The sequence below is a fragment of the Campylobacter sputorum genome (assembly GCF_002220775.1).
GTDB lineage: Bacteria > Campylobacterota > Campylobacteria > Campylobacterales > Campylobacteraceae > Campylobacter_F > Campylobacter_F bovis.
Genome location: NZ_CP019685.1, coordinates 249,824 through 268,212 on the forward strand (window position 1 = coordinate 249,824; position 18,389 = coordinate 268,212).

The 18,389-nt window shown below is 28.7% G+C and carries 20 protein-coding genes and 1 tRNA gene; 11 read left to right on the top strand and 10 right to left on the bottom strand.

The window, feature by feature from the left end:
* The first annotated feature begins 25 nt into the window (after positions 1-25).
* On the top strand, positions 26-2,119 hold the full coding sequence (locus tag CSPB_RS01305; RefSeq protein ID WP_089192850.1) for a rhodanese-like domain-containing protein: 2,094 nt from the start codon (positions 26-28) through the stop codon (positions 2,117-2,119).
* 98 nt (positions 2,120-2,217) lie between these two features.
* Here the strand turns inward: CSPB_RS01305 and CSPB_RS01310 are convergent, their stop codons facing one another.
* Positions 2,218-2,640 (bottom strand): Sua5/YciO/YrdC/YwlC family protein, encoded by a 423-nt coding sequence (locus tag CSPB_RS01310; protein ID WP_089192851.1) that lies wholly within the window; start codon positions 2,638-2,640, stop codon positions 2,218-2,220.
* A gap of 82 nt (positions 2,641-2,722) precedes the next feature.
* Here CSPB_RS01310 and CSPB_RS01315 point away from each other — a divergent pair.
* Positions 2,723-2,797: transfer RNA gene (locus CSPB_RS01315), tRNA-Asn, on the top strand.
* A 175-nt stretch (positions 2,798-2,972) separates the two neighbouring features.
* Here the strand turns inward: CSPB_RS01315 and CSPB_RS01320 are convergent.
* The 4 genes from CSPB_RS01320 to CSPB_RS01335 all read right to left on the bottom strand — a co-directional run bounded on the left by CSPB_RS01320 (position 2,973) and on the right by CSPB_RS01335 (position 6,874).
* On the bottom strand, positions 2,973-3,305 hold the full coding sequence (locus CSPB_RS01320) for a hypothetical protein (protein ID WP_089192852.1): 333 nt from the start codon (positions 3,303-3,305) through the stop codon (positions 2,973-2,975).
* A gap of 62 nt (positions 3,306-3,367) precedes the next feature.
* A complete protein-coding gene (locus CSPB_RS01325; RefSeq protein WP_089192853.1) occupies positions 3,368-3,763 on the bottom strand; it encodes a hypothetical protein in 396 nt (131 codons plus the stop codon).
* Positions 3,764-3,811: 48 nt separating this feature from the next.
* Positions 3,812-4,186: a hypothetical protein gene (locus CSPB_RS01330; protein WP_089192854.1), complete on the bottom strand. Its 375-nt coding sequence runs from the start codon at positions 4,184-4,186 to the stop codon at positions 3,812-3,814.
* Between the two features lie 444 nt (positions 4,187-4,630).
* Positions 4,631-6,874 (bottom strand): hypothetical protein, encoded by a 2,244-nt coding sequence (locus CSPB_RS01335; RefSeq protein ID WP_089192855.1) that lies wholly within the window; start codon positions 6,872-6,874, stop codon positions 4,631-4,633.
* Positions 6,875-6,999: 125 nt separating this feature from the next.
* Between CSPB_RS01335 and CSPB_RS01340 the strand changes: the two genes are divergently transcribed.
* The 9 genes from CSPB_RS01340 to CSPB_RS01375 all read left to right on the top strand — a co-directional run bounded on the left by CSPB_RS01340 (position 7,000) and on the right by CSPB_RS01375 (position 14,788).
* Positions 7,000-7,446, top strand: a complete 447-nt coding sequence (locus CSPB_RS01340) for an SEL1-like repeat protein (RefSeq protein ID WP_089192856.1) — start codon at positions 7,000-7,002, stop codon at positions 7,444-7,446.
* 85 nt (positions 7,447-7,531) lie between these two features.
* Positions 7,532-7,645 (top strand): S24 family peptidase, encoded by a 114-nt coding sequence (locus tag CSPB_RS09000; protein ID WP_227484230.1) that lies wholly within the window; start codon positions 7,532-7,534, stop codon positions 7,643-7,645.
* Positions 7,646-7,765: 120 nt separating this feature from the next.
* Positions 7,766-10,051: an ATP-binding protein gene (locus tag CSPB_RS01345; RefSeq protein ID WP_089192857.1), complete on the top strand. Its 2,286-nt coding sequence runs from the start codon at positions 7,766-7,768 to the stop codon at positions 10,049-10,051.
* Between the two features lie 9 nt (positions 10,052-10,060).
* A complete protein-coding gene (gene plsY, locus CSPB_RS01350) occupies positions 10,061-10,678 on the top strand; it encodes a glycerol-3-phosphate 1-O-acyltransferase PlsY (RefSeq protein WP_089192858.1) in 618 nt (205 codons plus the stop codon).
* Positions 10,675-10,989 carry a dihydroneopterin aldolase gene (locus tag CSPB_RS01355; protein ID WP_089192859.1) on the top strand — a complete coding sequence of 105 codons (315 nt, stop codon included), beginning with the start codon at positions 10,675-10,677 and terminating at the stop codon, positions 10,987-10,989. Before plsY ends, CSPB_RS01355 begins: the two co-directional genes overlap by 4 nt.
* A 74-nt stretch (positions 10,990-11,063) precedes the next feature.
* Positions 11,064-11,735, top strand: coding sequence for a homeostatic response regulator transcription factor HsrA (hsrA, locus tag CSPB_RS01360; RefSeq protein WP_089192860.1), 672 nt, complete (start codon positions 11,064-11,066; stop codon positions 11,733-11,735).
* Positions 11,714-13,024: a sensor histidine kinase gene (locus CSPB_RS01365; RefSeq protein WP_227484229.1), complete on the top strand. Its 1,311-nt coding sequence runs from the start codon at positions 11,714-11,716 to the stop codon at positions 13,022-13,024. Before hsrA ends, CSPB_RS01365 begins: the two co-directional genes overlap by 22 nt.
* A 64-nt stretch (positions 13,025-13,088) precedes the next feature.
* On the top strand, positions 13,089-13,337 hold the full coding sequence (locus CSPB_RS01370) for a YfhL family 4Fe-4S dicluster ferredoxin (protein ID WP_033916865.1): 249 nt from the start codon (positions 13,089-13,091) through the stop codon (positions 13,335-13,337).
* The gene (locus CSPB_RS01375; RefSeq protein ID WP_089192861.1) at positions 13,337-14,788 is read left to right on the top strand and encodes a Ppx/GppA phosphatase family protein; all 1,452 of its coding nucleotides are present in this window, start codon (positions 13,337-13,339) and stop codon (positions 14,786-14,788) included. The genes CSPB_RS01370 and CSPB_RS01375 overlap by 1 nt, the downstream gene beginning before the upstream one ends.
* On the opposite strand, the gene CSPB_RS01380 is transcribed toward CSPB_RS01375, so the two are convergent.
* From CSPB_RS01380 to trpB, 5 genes are all read right to left on the bottom strand, one after another.
* Positions 14,785-15,627, bottom strand: coding sequence for a hypothetical protein (locus tag CSPB_RS01380; protein WP_089192862.1), 843 nt, complete (start codon positions 15,625-15,627; stop codon positions 14,785-14,787). The genes CSPB_RS01375 and CSPB_RS01380 overlap by 4 nt on opposite strands.
* Positions 15,627-15,950, bottom strand: coding sequence for a flagellar motor switch protein FliN (gene fliN / locus CSPB_RS01385; protein ID WP_033916868.1), 324 nt, complete (start codon positions 15,948-15,950; stop codon positions 15,627-15,629). The genes CSPB_RS01380 and fliN overlap by 1 nt, the downstream gene beginning before the upstream one ends.
* Entirely contained in the window at positions 15,947-16,366 is a 420-nt protein-coding gene (locus CSPB_RS01390; RefSeq protein WP_089188987.1) for a restriction endonuclease, read from the bottom strand. Before CSPB_RS01390 ends, fliN begins: the two co-directional genes overlap by 4 nt.
* A gap of 65 nt (positions 16,367-16,431) precedes the next feature.
* Positions 16,432-17,181: a tryptophan synthase subunit alpha gene (gene trpA / locus CSPB_RS01395; protein ID WP_089192863.1), complete on the bottom strand. Its 750-nt coding sequence runs from the start codon at positions 17,179-17,181 to the stop codon at positions 16,432-16,434.
* Entirely contained in the window at positions 17,174-18,355 is a 1,182-nt protein-coding gene (trpB, locus tag CSPB_RS01400) for a tryptophan synthase subunit beta (protein ID WP_089192864.1), read from the bottom strand. Before trpB ends, trpA begins: the two co-directional genes overlap by 8 nt.
* Between the last annotated feature and the right edge of the window lie 34 nt (positions 18,356-18,389).

Here is an 18,389-nt window from a genome sequence, read left to right on the forward strand (position 1 = left end):
TATGCTTATAATTGAGGAGAAAAATATGTATAAATTATATACTCGTTTTATAGCTCTTTTTTTTGTTCTAGGCTTGTCTGTATCTCTTTTTGCATCAGCTCCTGGTGATTTTAATCTAGGAGTAGAGGGAGCTACATCTATAAATATGAAACAAGCAGAAGAATTGCTTGGTAACAAAGATGTATATTTTGTAGATACCAATCCCCAATCAGTGTATGAAAATGCTCATATAAAAGATGCAATATTTTTAGATTATGTAAATGCTAAAAATATATTAGTTTCTTTGCCTAAAGATAAAAATGCTAAATTAGTCTTTTATTGTATGAATAGATATTCTCATATTAGTTCAATGGCTGCAAAAGAAGCTCTTGATGCTGGATATAAAAATGTCTATATAATGATTGAAGGAATTGAAGGCTGGATACTTTCAGGTAGAAAAATAGAAAAAACAGATTTTTCTGGAAAAAAGAAAGAAAAACTAACGGATAAAAAAGTTGAAAGTTATAAAGATGGGGTGCATGGTGAATTAAGATTTGGAGATATGCCTTCTTGTAGAGATTGCCATAGTTCAAAGGCAATAATGCTTGCTAGTAAAGAGCGAAAAGAAGAGCTTTTTAGGGATAAAGACTTTGTAAATAACAACTGTGTATCTTGTCACAAAGGCATAGGTAAAACATTTGAAGGTAGTGTTCATAGCAAAAAGATAGTTAGAGAAAAAGGCTTTAACAAAGAGTTGCCAAACTGTTCTGATTGTCACTCTGTACATACAACAGATGCAAAAGGCCATAAAACTACTTATAAACAACTTAGTGATTTTAAATGCGGTTCTTGTCATGAAAAAGAGCAAATGCACTATCATGAAACATTCCATGGTAAAGCAATGCTTTTAAATTCACCTACAAAAGCACCGACAGTTGCTGCTTGTTTTGATTGTCATGGAACTCATAATATATTTAAGGTTGATGATCCTAAATCTACATTATTTAAAGGTCAAAATCGTATAGATACTTGTAAAGAGTGTCATGCCGGCTCAAATATCAATTTTTCAGAGTTTGTAGCACATGCTGATCATAAAGATAAAGATAATTATCCAGTTCTTTATTATTCGTATGTGTTTATGACAGGGCTAGTTATAGCTGTATTTGGTTTCTTTGGTTTGCATACTTTGTTATGGTCAGTTCGCTTGATAATGGCTAGAATAAATAATCCAGAAAAATGGAAAGCAGCTAAAGAAAAATCACATAACGATAAGGTTAAAATTTCTAGATTTAGCACAATGCATAGAATTCAACACTTCTTTGTTGCGGCTAGTTTCTTAGGGCTTGCGTTTTCTGGATTGCCACAAAAATTCTATACAGCTTCTTGGGCTCAGGATATGATAGATTTAATGGGCGGACCTATAATGGCAACTAAGATACACCATATATCTGCTATTATTATGATAGCTTGTTTCTTACTAAATATTGTGGAAATTTGTGTAAATTCTTGGAAAAAACGAGATAAAGTTAGAGATCCTAAAACCGGTAAAATTAGCTTTAGATTGTGTATGAGAGCACTTTTTGGACCAGATTCTTTAATGCCAAATATGCAAGATTTTAGAGATATGAGAGATCATTTTAAATGGTTTATGGGTAAAGGTCCTAGACCTCAGTTTGATAGATGGACATATTGGGAAAAATTCGATTATCTTGCAGTGTTCTGGGGTATGTTTATTATCGGATTTTCTGGTCTTGTGCTTTGGTTCCCAACAGCATTTACATCATTCTTGCCTGGTTGGACGCTAAATTTATCAACACTAGTTCACTCAGATGAAGCATTGCTTGCAACAGGATTTATATTTGCTGTGCATTTCTTTAATACTCACTTTAGAGCAGATAGATTCCCGATGGATATGGTTATATTCTCTGGACATATTACTGAAGAAGAGTTAAAACAAGAAAGAAGCGTATGGTATGATAGGCTTGTTAAATCAGGTAGATTAGAAGAACTTAAGATTATGAATAGCAAATTTAGTAGTTATAGTACAATTGCTAAGTTGGTTGGTTTTGCTATGCTTATAACAGGTCTTGTGTTCTTATTCCTTATCATTTACGCATATTTTGAAATGATATTTGGATAAGTTTTGTTTGTAATCCCGCTTTTGCGGGATTACTTTATTTTTAAAAGATTTTTATATTTATTAATTTTTATCGTAAAACACTGCGATTTTATACTTCATTATCTAATTTTTTTGATATTTGTATTTGAAATTTTATATATTTTTGATGGTAAGTCTTCAAAAAATTCATTATCTACTACAATATCACACACACTTTTTGCATAATTTAAATCAAATTTTTCTCCGTGTAAATTTGCTGAAGTTGAATACATCCAGCCATGTTCATCTAAAAATTTGCTATGAGGAGAATTTTTAACCACTCTAATGGCTTTTTTATTTGGATATAAAAATGTGGTTTTTTTTGCTTTTCTTACTAAATTTTTAAATTTATCAGGTATTCTAGTAAGTTTATTAAGCTCTTTAAGCTTAGAAACTGTGATTAAACAAGGTTGATTTTTGTTTCTATTTTTTATTTTATTAAGTTCTTTTAGATTTTTGCTTAAAAAACCTGCAGTTGTATCTGTTTGTGCTAAATATATCATAAGATTTATTTTACCATAAATTTCTAAAATTTCTTGACATTTGGTTAATTTTTATGTATAATTACATTTCATTTTTAATCATTCCGGATTAGCTCAGCGGTAGAGTAGTCGGCTGTTAACCGATTGGTCGCTGGTTCGAATCCAGCATCCGGAGCCATCATCAAACCCTAACATCAACCCCAATCTTTTTTCTAATTTCTCCATAAGTTCTAGAAAAGTTTTACATCTTCTTTGTTTTGTCTTTGTAAAAGCTTACTAGTATAAAATAGTCTTGGATCATTTTGCATATCATAAGTTTCTTTATTAAATGTTTTTACTTTATTGGTTTATACTTATCTAGCATCTCTTTTTTTCTCTTTTGCTAGTTTTTCATTATATTCTCTTATTTCTTTATTTTCTTTCTCAACTTGTGCTCTTTTTGCAGCAGTTGATTTTTCTCTATCTTCTGTGTATAATCTTTTAAATTCTGTTATATCTTCATCAAAATAATTTCTTAAAAGCCAAGATCCAAAATCTCCTATTGAATATGCTCCTTTAGGAAGAGAATCAAAAAAATCCTCCAGCTCTTGCTCTTGTTGCATTGTTCCCCAGCCTAGCCTTCTATCCCAAATAGATAATTTTCCACCTTGTGCAACTTTATCTTTTAAATTATGCAACCAAGTCACTAAATTATTATCTATTAAAAGATCTGCATCTCCTATAGTTTCTATATCAAATATTAATATATTTAATATATATACTCTTGTTCTTGTTTTGTATATTTTTTATTTAGCAATTCTTCTAATTGAACTATAGATTTTTCTTTCCAATCAACTTCATTTCTATCAAATTTAACAAATTCTCCAAGGATATCATAATCTGATTTATTATAAAAGTAGTTTCTAAATCTAGCATTTTGTTTAGCCATCTCTTCTTTTGATTGTGTTTTTTGTTTTTCTTTGATTTTTGTAATTATATCTTTTGTATTTTCTTCTAATTTGTTTTCATTAGTTTGATTTATGATTTGTTCTTTGATATTAGAACTATCTTGTTCTAATTGTTGTTTTGCATGATTTTCTTTTAAATTTATGTTTGTATTGTAATAACTTAAATTTGATTCAAATCCATTTATACTACTTATCATTTTAAATCCTTTTAATATTACCCGCTTTTTTAAAGCGGGTAATTAAGTTTATCTAGCTGTCCAGCCGCCTAACTCGCTTTCTAGTCTTGTTTTAAAATTATCTCTTAGTCTTGAAATAATAGAGTTATTATTCATTATACCACTATTATTTATAGAGTGATACTCTTTTGCTATATCATCATATGCTCCCATATCATATTTAAATACTACATACCTGCCATATCTTGAAGCTTCTATATTTCTAGTAACAGCATACATAACAAAGTATCTATTCATATCATAAACAAATGGTCCAAGAGCTGCCTTGTATTCTTTTAGCAAATAAGGACCATCTTTCGACTCATACTTAGCAAAAACACCAGCTTGGTTTGAACTTAATCTCTTAATATCACTATAATCTAACCCACCTTTAACTTTTTGCATATTTGCATCATCAAGGCGTGTAATACCAATAGAATTATTGCTTAATTCACCATTTGTTACACTAGAAAAAAATCTCCAGCATTTATTGCAACAGCCAGCAAAGAACTTAAAAGTATGGCTTTTAAAACTTTAACATTGTCTCTACTTTGTGTTAAAATGTTTCATTAGTATATCGCAATCATAAATCCATAATTGTCAAATTTAAAATAAAATTTAGTTATAAATTTCTAGTAATGTAAAGTATCTTATATGATTATCCTTACAAAAACATTCATAAAATATCTTTTAAATTTGAATTATTTTTTATGTTTTTGTTACAATCTTTTTTATGTTTGTAAAGCAGCTAATAAGTTAAATTTCTCGGCTCTTATTTAAAACTTTTAGATTTTAACTAATCTTTTAAAGCTATATTTAAAAACTCTTTTTTGTATTGTTTAAACACTTTCATACTCTAACATCAACTTTTCTATAAAACATATCATTTGGATGAATTGTTTTATTTGTAGTATTATTTAAATTTAAAGATAAGTTATTTAAATTTGAGCTGTTGTTATCTAAATTTAGTTCATTGTTGTTTATGCTATTATTTATATTGTTATTTGAATTTAACTCATTGTGATTGTTTAAATTTGAATTTAAATTGTTATTGTTATTTAAATTATTTGAGTTGTTATCATTTAAATTTAAATTACTATTATTGTTATTTGAGTTTTTCTTTAAATTATTGCTGTTATTATGTAAACCACTATTATCATTTAAAAATCTATCTATATAAGTTATATTATAAAGCTCTTTTGTGCTTATAAATGTATTATCTTGTAAGTAAAGTATAAATTTATTATTTGATAGTTTTTTAATGCTTTTTACTCCTAAGTCTTTTAGAGTTTGGTATCTGTTATTTTCTGTTTTTATACCTATGCTATCTGATTTAGTGCTTACTAATAAATTTAACTCATCTTCATTCATATTTTTAGCTTTTAAATTTACACTTACTTGTTTATCTTTATCACCTAAAAGTTTGCCTGTATCACTATATAGTTCATTTACAACTATTTGTCTGCCGCTATTAAATTTAAGTGTTATAGAACCATTTTTATTTAGTTTCATAGCAACAACACTATCTGTATCTTTTAGAGCATTAGCTGTTTTAGTTGAATTTATCTCAAAATATTGTTTTACTTTGTTTAAATTTTCTAAACTAAAATCTAGCCCAGTTGCTTCTTTGAATTCATTTTCCATAGCTATAAGATAAGGAGATTTTATATCTTTTAATTTATCTATATAAATATCAGCATCTTTTACATCATAATCTTTTAGATTTTTACTTAGCCACTCTATATTTTTATTATGAGAATTTAACTCTTTATAATAGTCATTATAAAACTTCATAAAATTTTGTTTTTGATAGTTTGTATATGAGAAGTTTTTATCTAGTTCTTTATCACTAAATATAGGATTAAACTCACTAAGGCTTAACTCACCATTTAAATCTTTTTTCATATAAGCAAAGTTATGAAAAGCTGAGTTTTTATTAAAAATAGCATTATGATTATTTGTTAAATCAACCCAACCATCTTCATTAGCATACATTTCAAAGAATTTATTTAACTCATCTTCTTTAATCATCTCATATCTATATTCTGCTTTAAATTTGGTATATGGATTTGAAGCATTATATGATAGTCTATAATCAAGCTTTGATTTGTCTATTTTTTGATGTGGATATTTTAAGTTATGCTCATCTATATATTTATCATTATAATTGATTATATCATCATTTATAAAATCTCTTAAATTTATGCTTGGCATAACATCACTAAGCTTAGCTATCTTTTCATTACCATTTATATCATATCCTCTTACTTTTAGTTTATTAAAATCTTTATCACTTGCATTAACAAATCCATCGCCATTTGAATCAAAGTTAAAAAGTAGAGAATTTGATGAGAATGTTCCAAATCCTAGTTTATCATTATCATCAAACTCATCATAAAATATAGTTACTTCACCATAAGGTGTTTTTAAAAGATTAGAGTTTGCATATGAGTTTAGGTTTAGGGGTTTGGTGTCAAAGATTACTAGTGGGTCTATTATCCCATCATAGTTTATATTTTCAAAGTATGAGTTTTTACAAATACAAAAACTATTTTTCATGGTAGAAAAATCAGGTTTTTTAATATCTCGATCAGACATATCGTAAAACCTATCTGTTGCGAAGTAACCTACCATACCATAGCTTGCAATTGCGTCATAAGTTCTTCTAAAGCTACTATTATACTCCAACCCATGACCAAATGTTTCTATGTTATGTATGGGTTTAAGTGCATCATAATGAATGGTAATTGTATCATACTCATTTGTAAATCTATTATACGCAACATAAGTTCTGTTTTCTTCTGCTTCATCAAATTTGAAATCTTGCATATGATAATAATCGTATTTTTTAAAACTTGGTTTATAATCCGAAATAGTAGCATTTATAGATGATAATATATAAGTTTTAGCGGAGTTTTCTAAATTTTTTTGAGTTATTTCATACTTTGTGTATTCTTCATACTTTGTATCTATATCTATGGTGCGTGGATTTTGCTCTACCTGTTTTTGAGATTGTAATCTCTGCACATTATCAAATTTCAAATTGTCATTATAGACGACTATATCACCACTACTAAGTGAGCTTATATTCATTATAAATTCTTTTGTAGTTATATGACTATAATCGGCTAAAATGATAATTAATAAACTAAATTTATAAATTTTTTATAGATATATTATTAAAATACATAATTTACTTAAATTTAAAAGGAAATATTATGTTGAAAAAATTATTTTTATTTATACTATTTTTTTGTTTTTCTTTTGGAGAAGAGCTTGAAGAATATATTTCAAAATGCAACAATGGCGATTCAAAAGCTTGCCTTGAGGCTGGTGTTTTTTATGATAGCAAAGAAAAAGATATCATAAAAAGAAGAGAATTGCAAAAACCACTATTTCAAAATGGTTGCGATCTCGGAAATGGTATGTCTTGCCTTAACTTGCATTCTATTTACATTTTTGAAAATAAATTTATAGAGGCATTACAATGCTTAAAAACAGGTTGTGAAAACCTAAATCATCCAACAAGTTGTCAGCAATTAGGTTTGGCGTATAAAATGGGAGACTATGGTTTAAATAAAGATATAAAAAAAGCAAAATTTTATTATAAAAAAGCTTGTAAATTGGGCTCACAGCTTAGTTGTAACTACGCAAAAGAGCTTTAAACTCTTTTGCATTTTAACTAAAATCCATTAAAAGCTAACTCGATATTACCTTTCTCTCGATTTAAAATTTACTTCATTTCCATTAATGCTTATTAGTGACAATCCCCAATATAAACCTATAAAGATAAAAGATTTAGAAGAGATTGAAATTTTAGGAAGAGTAATAGGAAGTTATGATATAAGAGTTAAGAATTTCTAATCTCACTTTTAGGTTTTTATTTATAAATTTTTCTTATTTAAAACCTATAAAATTGTATTTTTAATTTATTTTATAAATTTCACTTGATATAATAATTCAAAATATTTTAGGGAATTTATTATGAAAAATTTGCAAGAAAATTTAAAACTTTTTTATCTTGGATTAAAAGATGGTGAGCCATATTTGTATAAAAATAAGGACTTAACAACTCACGCTACCATTATAGGTATGACAGGAAGTGGAAAAACTGGTCTTGGAATCACGCTTTTAGAAGAAGCTTGCATTGATAATATTCCAACTTTTATTATAGATCCAAAAGGAGATCTCACAAATCTATGTCTTACATTTCCAGATATGAAAAAAGAAGATTTCTTGCCATATATGGATGAAAATGAAGCTCAAAACGCTTCTCTTAGTATTGATGAATTAGCTACGAAAACTGCAAAAGAGTGGAAAGAAGGCATAGAAAATAGTTTTCAAAGTTTAGATAGAGTTAAACTTTTTAAGGAAAGTGCAGAGTTTAAAATTTACACACCAAAAAGTTCTGATGGTATCGGAATATCATTACTTAATGATTTTAATGCGCCAAATTTAAGCGATGAAGAAAGTCTAAATGAATACATATCATCTCTTACATCATCGCTTTTATCACTACTTGGAATAGATACAAATGATATCAGCTCAAGAGAATATGTCCTTATATCAAACATTTTTTTAAACGAATTTAAAGATAAAAAAGATATCAGTCTTGTAAATTTAATAGAATTTATAGCAAATCCGCCATTTCAAAAAGTTGGAGTTTTTGGTGTAGATACATTTTTCCCAGCAAATGATAGGCTAAAACTTGCTATGAAATTAAACTCACTTATAGCAAGCCCATCATTTTCGCAGTGGAGAGTTGGAGAAAAACTAGATATAAGAAATATGTTTTTTAACAAAGATGGCAAAGCAAGGTGCAATATCTTCTCCATACCGCATTTAAGCGATAGCGAAAGAATGTTTTTTGTTACGCTTTTTTTAAACGAAATGATAGCTTGGATGAGAACAAGCGAAGGTACAAGCTCTCTTAGAGCTATTTTATATATGGATGAAATTTTTGGATTTTTCCCGCCAACTTCAAATCCACCATCTAAAACACCTATGCTTACACTTTTAAAACAAGCTCGTGCATTTGGGCTTGGCGTTGTTTTATCTACGCAAAACCCTGTAGATTTGGATTATAAAGGTCTTTCAAATATAGGAACATGGTTTATAGGAAGACTTCAAACAGCTCAGGATAAAGATAAAGTTATATCGGGACTTAGCGGAATTAGCGGTAGCAATTTAGACAAAACTGAGCTAGAAAATTTGCTTTCAAATTTACCAAAAAGAAATTTCTTGGTAAAAAATATAAACGCAAATGGGCTTGATGTAATAAATACAAGATGGGCTTTAAGTTATCTTAAGGGTCCTCTTAACAAAGAACAAATTTCAAATTTAATGCAAGATTATAAAACACCGATAAATGAACATAAAAAAATGAATTTTAGCTCATCAAAACCACTTTTATCTTCGGATATAACGCAAAAATATAGCTATGGAGAGGATTTAAATTTAGAACCTTATTTGCTGGCAAATGCAAAAATCAGATTTTTTGATAGTAAAAAAAATATAGACATTATCAAAGATACACAAATGTTACTTTTTTTAGATGGAGAAAATTCTATAAACTGGGACGATGCTTCACAAAATTTGCAATTTGCTTTACAAAATGAATCAAAAGAAAATTCAAAGTATTCATCTTTGCCATCTTTTATATCAAGCTTAAAAAACTTCAGTTCACAAGAAAAAGATCTAAAAGATTATATCTATAGAAATGTCAAACTTTACCTCTATTCGGCTCTTGATATGACTTCAATTCCAAATGAGAGCAAAGAGGAATTTATGATAAGATTGCAAGATAAATGTAATGAAATTTTAGAAAAAACTACAGATGAGATAACTGCTAAATTTGAAAAAGAGAAAAACAAAATAGAAGATAAATTATCAAAAGCGATGATAAAACTTGAAAAAGAGAAAAACGATCTAAAATCAGAAGGCATAAATGCTGTAATAAACATAGGAACTTCTATATTAGGAGCTATTTTTGGTGGAAAAATAGCATCTAGAACAAGTATGAGCAAAGTTGCAACAGGTGCAAGAAGTGCTGGGCGTGTATTAAATCAAAAAAAAGATGTAGAGTATGCAAGTCAAAGTATAGAAAGTATAAACGAAGAGCTTAGTGCGATTGTTGCAAATTTTGAAAACGAGATAAATGAATTAAAAAATAGATATGATATCAAAAATATACAAATACAAGAGATTGCATTAAGCCCTAAAAAAAGCGATATTTTTGATGAAAAAATTACATTAGTATGGAAAAGTTAAAGGATAAAAATGAATGAAAATTTAGTTGCGTATTTAGTTGCGTATCTCATAGGCGCGATACCTTTTGGGCTTATTTTATGTAAAAAATTTACAAATATAGATATAAGAAAAGAAGGTAGCCATAGCATAGGTGCTACAAATGTTTTAAGAGTTTTAAAAGAACATGGCTCTAAAGAAGCCAAAAAAGCAGCCATTTTAGTGGTGGTTTTTGATGCTTTAAAAGGAATAATCCCTATACTCATAGGAAAATATATTTTCGATTTACATATAACTACACTATGGAGTATGGGAGTATTTGCGGTTCTTGGACACTGCTTTTCACCATATCTTAAATTTGAAGGCGGAAAAGGTATAGCAACTGGAGCTGGTGTGTTTGCGTGTTTTTTACCGCTTGAGTTAATTGGTGCGTTAGCTGTTTGGTTTTTTGTAGGAAAAGTGCTAAAAATATCATCTCTTGCTAGTCTTTGTGCACTTCTAGCAATGGTTATTTTATCATTTATCTTTCATTATGATATGCCTGGAATCAATACTCACGCACCAATACTTATAATCGCATTTATTGTTACTTATAAGCACATTCCAAACATAAAAAGACTTTTAAGCAAAACAGAGAGTAAAGTTATATGAAAACCATCATAAAAGACTTTGAGTTTAAAACAATCATTGGATGCTTGGAATTTGAAAAAGAGCACAAGCAAATCATTACTTTAGATATAGAATATCAAAGTAGCGATATTATTGATTATAGATTAGTTATGCAAGAAATTGAGCTAATTTATAAAAATGGTAAATTTGAATTTGTAGAAGAGTCTATAAAGGTAACTTTTGAAAAACTTAAATTAAAATTTCCAAATTTAATATCTGTTAAGATTAGAGTTATAAAGCCTCAAGCCCTTAAAAACTGCAAAGTAGGTGCTATGGATGAAATAGTTTACTGATTTTGTGCTATCTTGAATTTTTTCTTAATATTTGATACAATTCCTTAAAATATTATGAAAGAGAGATAAAAATTATGAGAATCTTAATAGTAGAAGATGAGTTGACACTAAATAAAACTATAGTTGAAGGTCTGCAAGAATTTGGATATCAAACAGATAGTTGTGAAAACTTCAAAGATGCTGAATATTTTATAGGCATAAGAAATTATGATTTAGTTTTAACAGATTTAATGCTTCCAGATGGAGATGGAATCGATTTAATCGATATCATAAAACAAAAATCAGCAAGAACATCTGTGATAGTTTTATCTGCAAAAGATAACAAAGAAACAGAGATAAAAGCTCTAAAAATAGGTGCGGATGATTTTATAAAAAAACCATTTGATTTTGATATATTAGTTGCTAGAATAGAAGCAAGATTACGCTTTGGTGGCACAAATACAATCAAAATAGATGAACTAACAATAGACCCAGATGAAGAAAAAATCATATATAAAGGGCAAGAAATAGAACTAAAAGGCAAACCTTTTGAAGTTTTAACACATCTTGCAAGACATAGTGATCAAATCGTTTCAAAAGAGCAACTTTTAGATGCAATTTGGGAAGAACCAGAGCTTGTAACACCAAATGTCATTGAAGTTGCAATAAATCAAATCAGACAAAGAATGGACAAACCTCTTAACATATCTACAATAGAAACAGTCAGAAGACGTGGATATAGATTTTGTTTTCCAAAAAAAGCTTAAGAAGTAAATTTATACTACAGTTGGTGCTAGCATCAACTGTTTTAATAACCATAATATCGGTTATGCTTTACCATTATATAAAAATCACTATATTTGAAACAGTTGTTCAAAATATCATACAAGAAGCAAATTCGCTTAAAAATCTATCAAAAGAAGAGTTACAAAAAGCAAATTTAAATAATGGTTATTTAAAAGATCATACAACTCAAATAAAAATAGTTGATTTAAACTCATCTGTTCAAAAACCATTTTTTAAAAATGTTTTAAGAGAAGATACAAATTATCTTACTTTGGTATTTCCAGACAAACAAAGAAATTTTACTATACTTATAAGAAAAGAAACAACGCAATATAACCAAATAATAAAACAAGTTTTATTTGACATTATAGTTGTAAATGCGACATCTATATTGTTAGTTCTTTTTTATGCACTATTTCTTTCAAGAATGCTACTTTTCCCTATTAAAACCTTATCATATAAATTAAGTAGCTTAAATGAAGGCTATTTGAAAGAATTTGATCCAAAAGATGTTCCACAAGAATTTATTCCATTAATTGGTGGAATAAATCATTTAATATCTAGAATTCAAACTTTTTTGCAATATCAAAAGGAACTTTTTATCGGTGTTGCGCATGAATTAAAAACTCCACTTGCTGTTATGAAAACTAAAAATGAAGTAACTTTAATAAAACAAAGAGATAGCGAAAAATATATAGAAGCTCTAAAAAACAATAATGAATCCATCAATAAAATGAATTCTATGATAAATTCTGTTTTAGAAATTGGCAGACAAGAAGGTGCTCAATTTGAAGAACCAAAAAAGATAGACATAATATCTTACATAAATGAATTAACAAATAGTTTTAGAATTTTATCACATTTAGAAAATATAAAAATATTTACAGACTTAAAACCAGATAAACTCGAGATTATGATACAACAAACTCTATTTTTACATATAATTCAAAATTTTGTTCAAAATGCTATTAAATTTTCGCCACCACAATCTACAATTGTGATTAAATCATATATAACAAAAGATAACAAATTTACAGTTGAAGTCATAGATGGGGGTTGTGGGATAGATGAAAACAAAGATCTGTTTGCGCCATTTGTTAGAAGCGGAAATAAAACAGGAGCTGGACTTGGGCTGTTTTTGGCACTAAATGCAGCTCAAGCAATAGGCGCTAGTATAGGAATAAAAAATAAAGAAACAAAAGATGGAGCAATTTCTTATCTATTATTACCATTATCAATAAAATTTAAACAAAAATCTCGCAATAAATAGAATTTTAGCTTCTTTTAAAAAGAATTATTGTATAAACTCACTAAAAATTTATCAAAGGTAAAAAATGGCATTAATGATAACAAATGATTGTATAAGTTGCGATGCGTGTAGAGAAGAGTGTCCTGATGACGCTATTTTTGAAGATAGTCCTATTTATATCATAGATCCTGATAGGTGTAGTGAATGTATTGGTGATTATGCGGAACCTGCTTGCATAGTTGTATGTCCAACAGAGTGCATTATACTTGATCCTGATAATATAGAAACAGCAGAGGAACTTAGACTAAAACACGAACAATCAAGTGAAGCGTAATGGCAAAGAAAACCGCCGTTATTGACCTTGGTTCTAATTCTATGAGAATGGCCATATTTGCTAGGACTAGTAGATATGGCTTTTATATATTAAATGAAAGTAAAGTAAGAGCAAGACTTGGCGAAAATGCATACGAAAATGGTGGTTACATACAGCCAAATGCAATGCAAAAAGTTCTAAATGGTTTTGATTACTTTAAAAAAGTAGCCAAAGAGCATGGATGCAATAAATTTTATTGTGTAGGAACATCTGCTTTAAGAGATGCACCAAACGCTAGTGAGTTCATATCAATTGTAAAAAGAAAATTTGGTTTAAATTTAAAATGCATAGATGGTAAAACAGAGGCAAAACTTGGAGGAATTGCATCTAGTAATCTACTTTACAATGTAACAAATGCAACAACTATAGATATAGGAGGCGGTTCAACAGAGCTTGCACTCATACAAAATTCAAAAGTAGTTGATACAATATCGCTAAATTTAGGCACAGTTAGATTAAAAGAGCTGTTTTTTGATAAAAAAGATTTAGATGGTGCAAAAAAATTTATCGATACATTATTATTACAAATACCACCAAATTTTAAAAATCAAAATTTAATAGCAATTGGAGGAAGTCTTAGAGCGGTTTCAAATTCTATAATGCAAAAAAAGAATTATCCTTTAAAAATAGTGCATAATTTTTTATATGATTTTGATGAATACAAAGATTATATATCCGATATTTACAACTCTCATGTCACAGAGCTAAAAAACTATGCCATCAAACAAGAACGACTTGATACGATCAGAGAAGGGGTTATGATATTTTTAAAAATAGCTAATTACCTTGAAGTTAAAAATATCTGCACAAGCGGAGTTGGCGTAAGAGAAGGTATATTTTTAAATAGTATTTTAGGAAAATTTAGTAAATTTCCTGAAAATTTCAATCCAAGTTTAAAATCCTTGCAAGATAGATTTCTACATACTAATAATTCAATCATTTGTAAATATTGCAAAGAAATATTCATAGCTTTAAAACCCATTCACAATATAGATGATAAATATCTTTTTGAACTTATAACAGCAGCAAAAATTCATAATATCGGGGGGTATTTAGGATTTTATTCACAGCATTTGCATAGTAGTTATTTTGTATTAAATTCTTTAAATTATGGCTATACTCACTCGCAAAAAAGCCTTATATCGCTTATAATAAAAAATCATGGAAAAAAAGAGATTGATAAAAATGAATTATTATTATTCGGTGATTTATTGCCAGATAATAAAACTATATTATGGCTTAGCTTTATACTAGCTTTTACAAAAATACTTGTGCCGTTTGTAAAAAAACAACTAGTTTTTACGCTATCAAATCAAACTTTGCATATAGAAAATTTAGACAACATAAATATCCAAAAAGAACAGATTAAAAAACTACCAAAACCCGCAACTTTTGCTATATCTTTTGATTAATTAAGACTCGCTTTTTGTTTATAATCACTAAGCGAGTTTTGTCTTTCTTCTAAAAATTTACCTAGTCTTTGTCTATTTTCTTCAAAAAATACCTCAAAATCATCGCTCGTTTGTATATTATCAGCTCCAAATTTATCTAAAACCACATTTGAGCTTCCAACCAAAATAAGATATTTTCTATTTTCGTGTTTTAATAGCATGATTTGATTTTGTCTATCTAGCGGACGCTGAAAAATGATATCTATGCCATTTTTATTATCGTTTTTTATAAATTTTTGTAATGGATTTTTTATATCTCTAACACCATAAGATATATTTTTACTAGATGTGATATATCTTTTTATAAAAAATAGTATTATTATCAAAATAAATAAAAATACCATTACTATTATATATTTTGTATCAAACATTGAATCTTCATTTGCAAATTGTATTGCACTATTTTTTATACTGTTTTGAGTTGCGGTAGTCGTATTTATAGTAGTATTTCCACTTAAAATTCTAACTCTTAGACCATATCTATCTTTAGTCATAGCAGCTTCAATACTTATTGGTTTATCTGCCCATAAAACCAAGTTAGTAGAGTTTCGCGAACCTTCTATAGACATAGTTTGTAAAATCATAGAATCAAGTGTTCTATCTATAGTTTGCGAAAAACTTACCCCATCAAATGTAAGTATGTTTATGCCGTTTTCTAATTTTTGAACTATTTTTCCCTCATATGGAGCATCAAAGCTAAGCATCAAATCAACTCTTTGATCTCGCTCATAAACATTATAAGTAAGAAGATTTACGCCAAATAGCGGCAAAGATAAAAATATAAGTAATAAATATCTCATTATAGCTCTTTTTTAAAATACTGAACTACAGACTTTGAGTCCAAAATTTCATTAATTCTAATTGCTAAGTTTTTCTCATAAACCATAACTTCGCCTTTACCGAAGATTCTGTTATTTATGTATAACTCTACACTCTCACCAGCTGGCTTTTCAAGATCAATCACAGAACCATTTTCAAGATTCATAAACTCTTTTACACTAAGTGTTGTAGTGCCAAGCTCTGCTGTAAAATATACACTAATATCTAAAAGCTCGCTATAATCAGAAAAAAGCCCTTCACTTATAGCTTCACTTGCAACATTTAAAGTGCTATCTTCGCTCATACTTTTTTATATCCGATTTGAAATGTTCTATTGTTCATTTTAAAAATAATTTTTTCATTTAATCTTAAACCAAAGTTTTTTGTCATACCCAAATACTCAGGAGTACCTAGTTTATATTCATCCTTGCCTCTATCTACTAGTAAATTTTTAGCATAACCTATTATCTGGTTTGCGACTTCTTTACATATATCGCACAGATCGTCTTCTGGCAATTTATCGTTGTTTAACAAGGCTTTACCAAAACTATTTAATGTTTCTTTTTTAAAATATAGATAAAAACTATATTCTACACCATTTTTAAAAATAGGTATTGATGCACCATAATAATCTTTACCTAAAGTTTTACCTTTTTGAAGTTCATAACCTAATATATCAACACAAAAATGTTTCACAGAATACTCAATAGCACTAAGCATGTTTTTATCCTTTTTAAGCTAGTTTTATACAATTATACTTTAAAAAGCGTAAAATGTTTATAAATTTAATCCTCAAATATTTTTGAAATTTCTTTCATAGCATCTTTAACGCTACAATTTTCTATAAGTTTTACTATACTTGTTCCAACTATAGCACCATCGGCATATGTTTTAGTAAGCTTTACATCCTCATTTGTTCTTATTCCAAAACCAACCGCAACTGGTAAATTTGTGGATTTTTTTATATCTGAAATCATATTTTTAAGACGCTCAATTGGAGTTTGTTTGCCACCTGTTACGCCTATTGACCCAACTGCATATATAAATCCACTTGATCTTTTTAAAAGTTTATCTAACCTATGCTCCGATGTTACGCTTATTAATGGAATCAAAGAAATTCCTAAATTTTTGCATTTTTCATATAACTCTTCATTTTCCTCACAAGGCAAATCTGGCACTATAAGCCCACTTATGCCACATTCTTTGGTATTTTTTAAAAATTTATCAATACCATAAGAAAACATAAGCCCATAATAAACCAAAAAAACCAAGCATTTATCAGTTTTGCAATGCTTTAACATATCAAAAACTTTTTTTGTATCAACTCCGTTTTGCATAGCATTAAAGCTAGCATTAAATATCACTTTTCCATCTGCTAATGGATCGGAGTATGGAATGCCTATCTCAAGCATATCAAGAGAACTTTCATCAAGGGAATTTATAAACTCTTTTGTGTATTCCAAATTTGGATAACCAGCAACAATATATCCGATATTTGCTTTTTTATTTTCAAAGGCTTTTGATATCTTATCCATAAATAGTTCCTTTTTTGTAATTCATTATAGTATTTACATCTTTATCGCCTCTACCAGAGACATTGACAATAATTGTTGATTTTTCTTTTAAAGTTGGGCAAAGTTTATCTAAATAAGCCAAAGCATGTGCACTTTCTATAGCTGGTATTATTCCTTCTAACCTAGATGTTAGCTTTATAGCTTCTATACACTCATCATCATTAATGGCTTCGTATTTTGCTCTTTTTATACTATTTAGATATGAATGTTCCGGACCAACTCCAGGATAATCAAGACCAGCAGATATACTATGAACTGGTAAATTTCTGCCAAATTCATCTTGTAAAACCATGGTTTTCATACCATGAATTATACCAACCCTCCCATTTGTCATAGTTGCGGCATGATATGGAGTATTTATACCAAGTCCACCAGCTTCAACACCTATTAAATTTACATTTTTATCATCTATAAAAGATGTAAAAATTCCCATAGCATTGCTTCCACCGCCTACGCAAGCTATAATATAATTTGCATTGATATTTTTTTCTTTTAACTGCAATTTAGTTTCATCGCCAATAATGCGTTGAAAATTTCTAACTATAGTTGGATATGGATGAGGGCCTACAACAGAACCAATTACATAAAAAACACTCTCTATCTCATTTACCCAAGCTTGAATGGCAGCCGTTGTGGCCTCTTTTAGTGTTTTTAAGCCATCTTTTATCTCTACAACATCAGCCCCCAAAAGGTGCATTCTAAATTTATTTAATTCCTGTCTTTTTGCATCAACTTCACCCATATAAACATCACATTTTAGTCCAAGAAGTGCCGCAGCTGTAGCTGTAGCAACGCCGTGTTGTCCGGCACCAGTTTCAGCAATTACTTTTTTCTTCCCCATTTTTTTAGCAAGCAGAGTTTGACCTAAGGCATTGTTAATCTTATGTGCACCTGTGTGATTTAAATCTTCTCTTTTAAGATAAATTTCATGACCATAATGCTCACTTAATCTTTTTGCATGATAAAGAGGAGTTGGACGACCAACATATTCTTTTAAGAGATAAGCTAACTCTTCTTTAAACTCTTTACTTTTTGCTATAGTTTCATAAGCCTCTTCAAGCTCTTCAAGTGCAAACATAGCTGTTTCAGGTACAAACTGCCCACCAAAATCACCAAAATACGATTTTTTATTCATGCTATAAGCCTTGTGTGTAAAATTTGGTTTATTA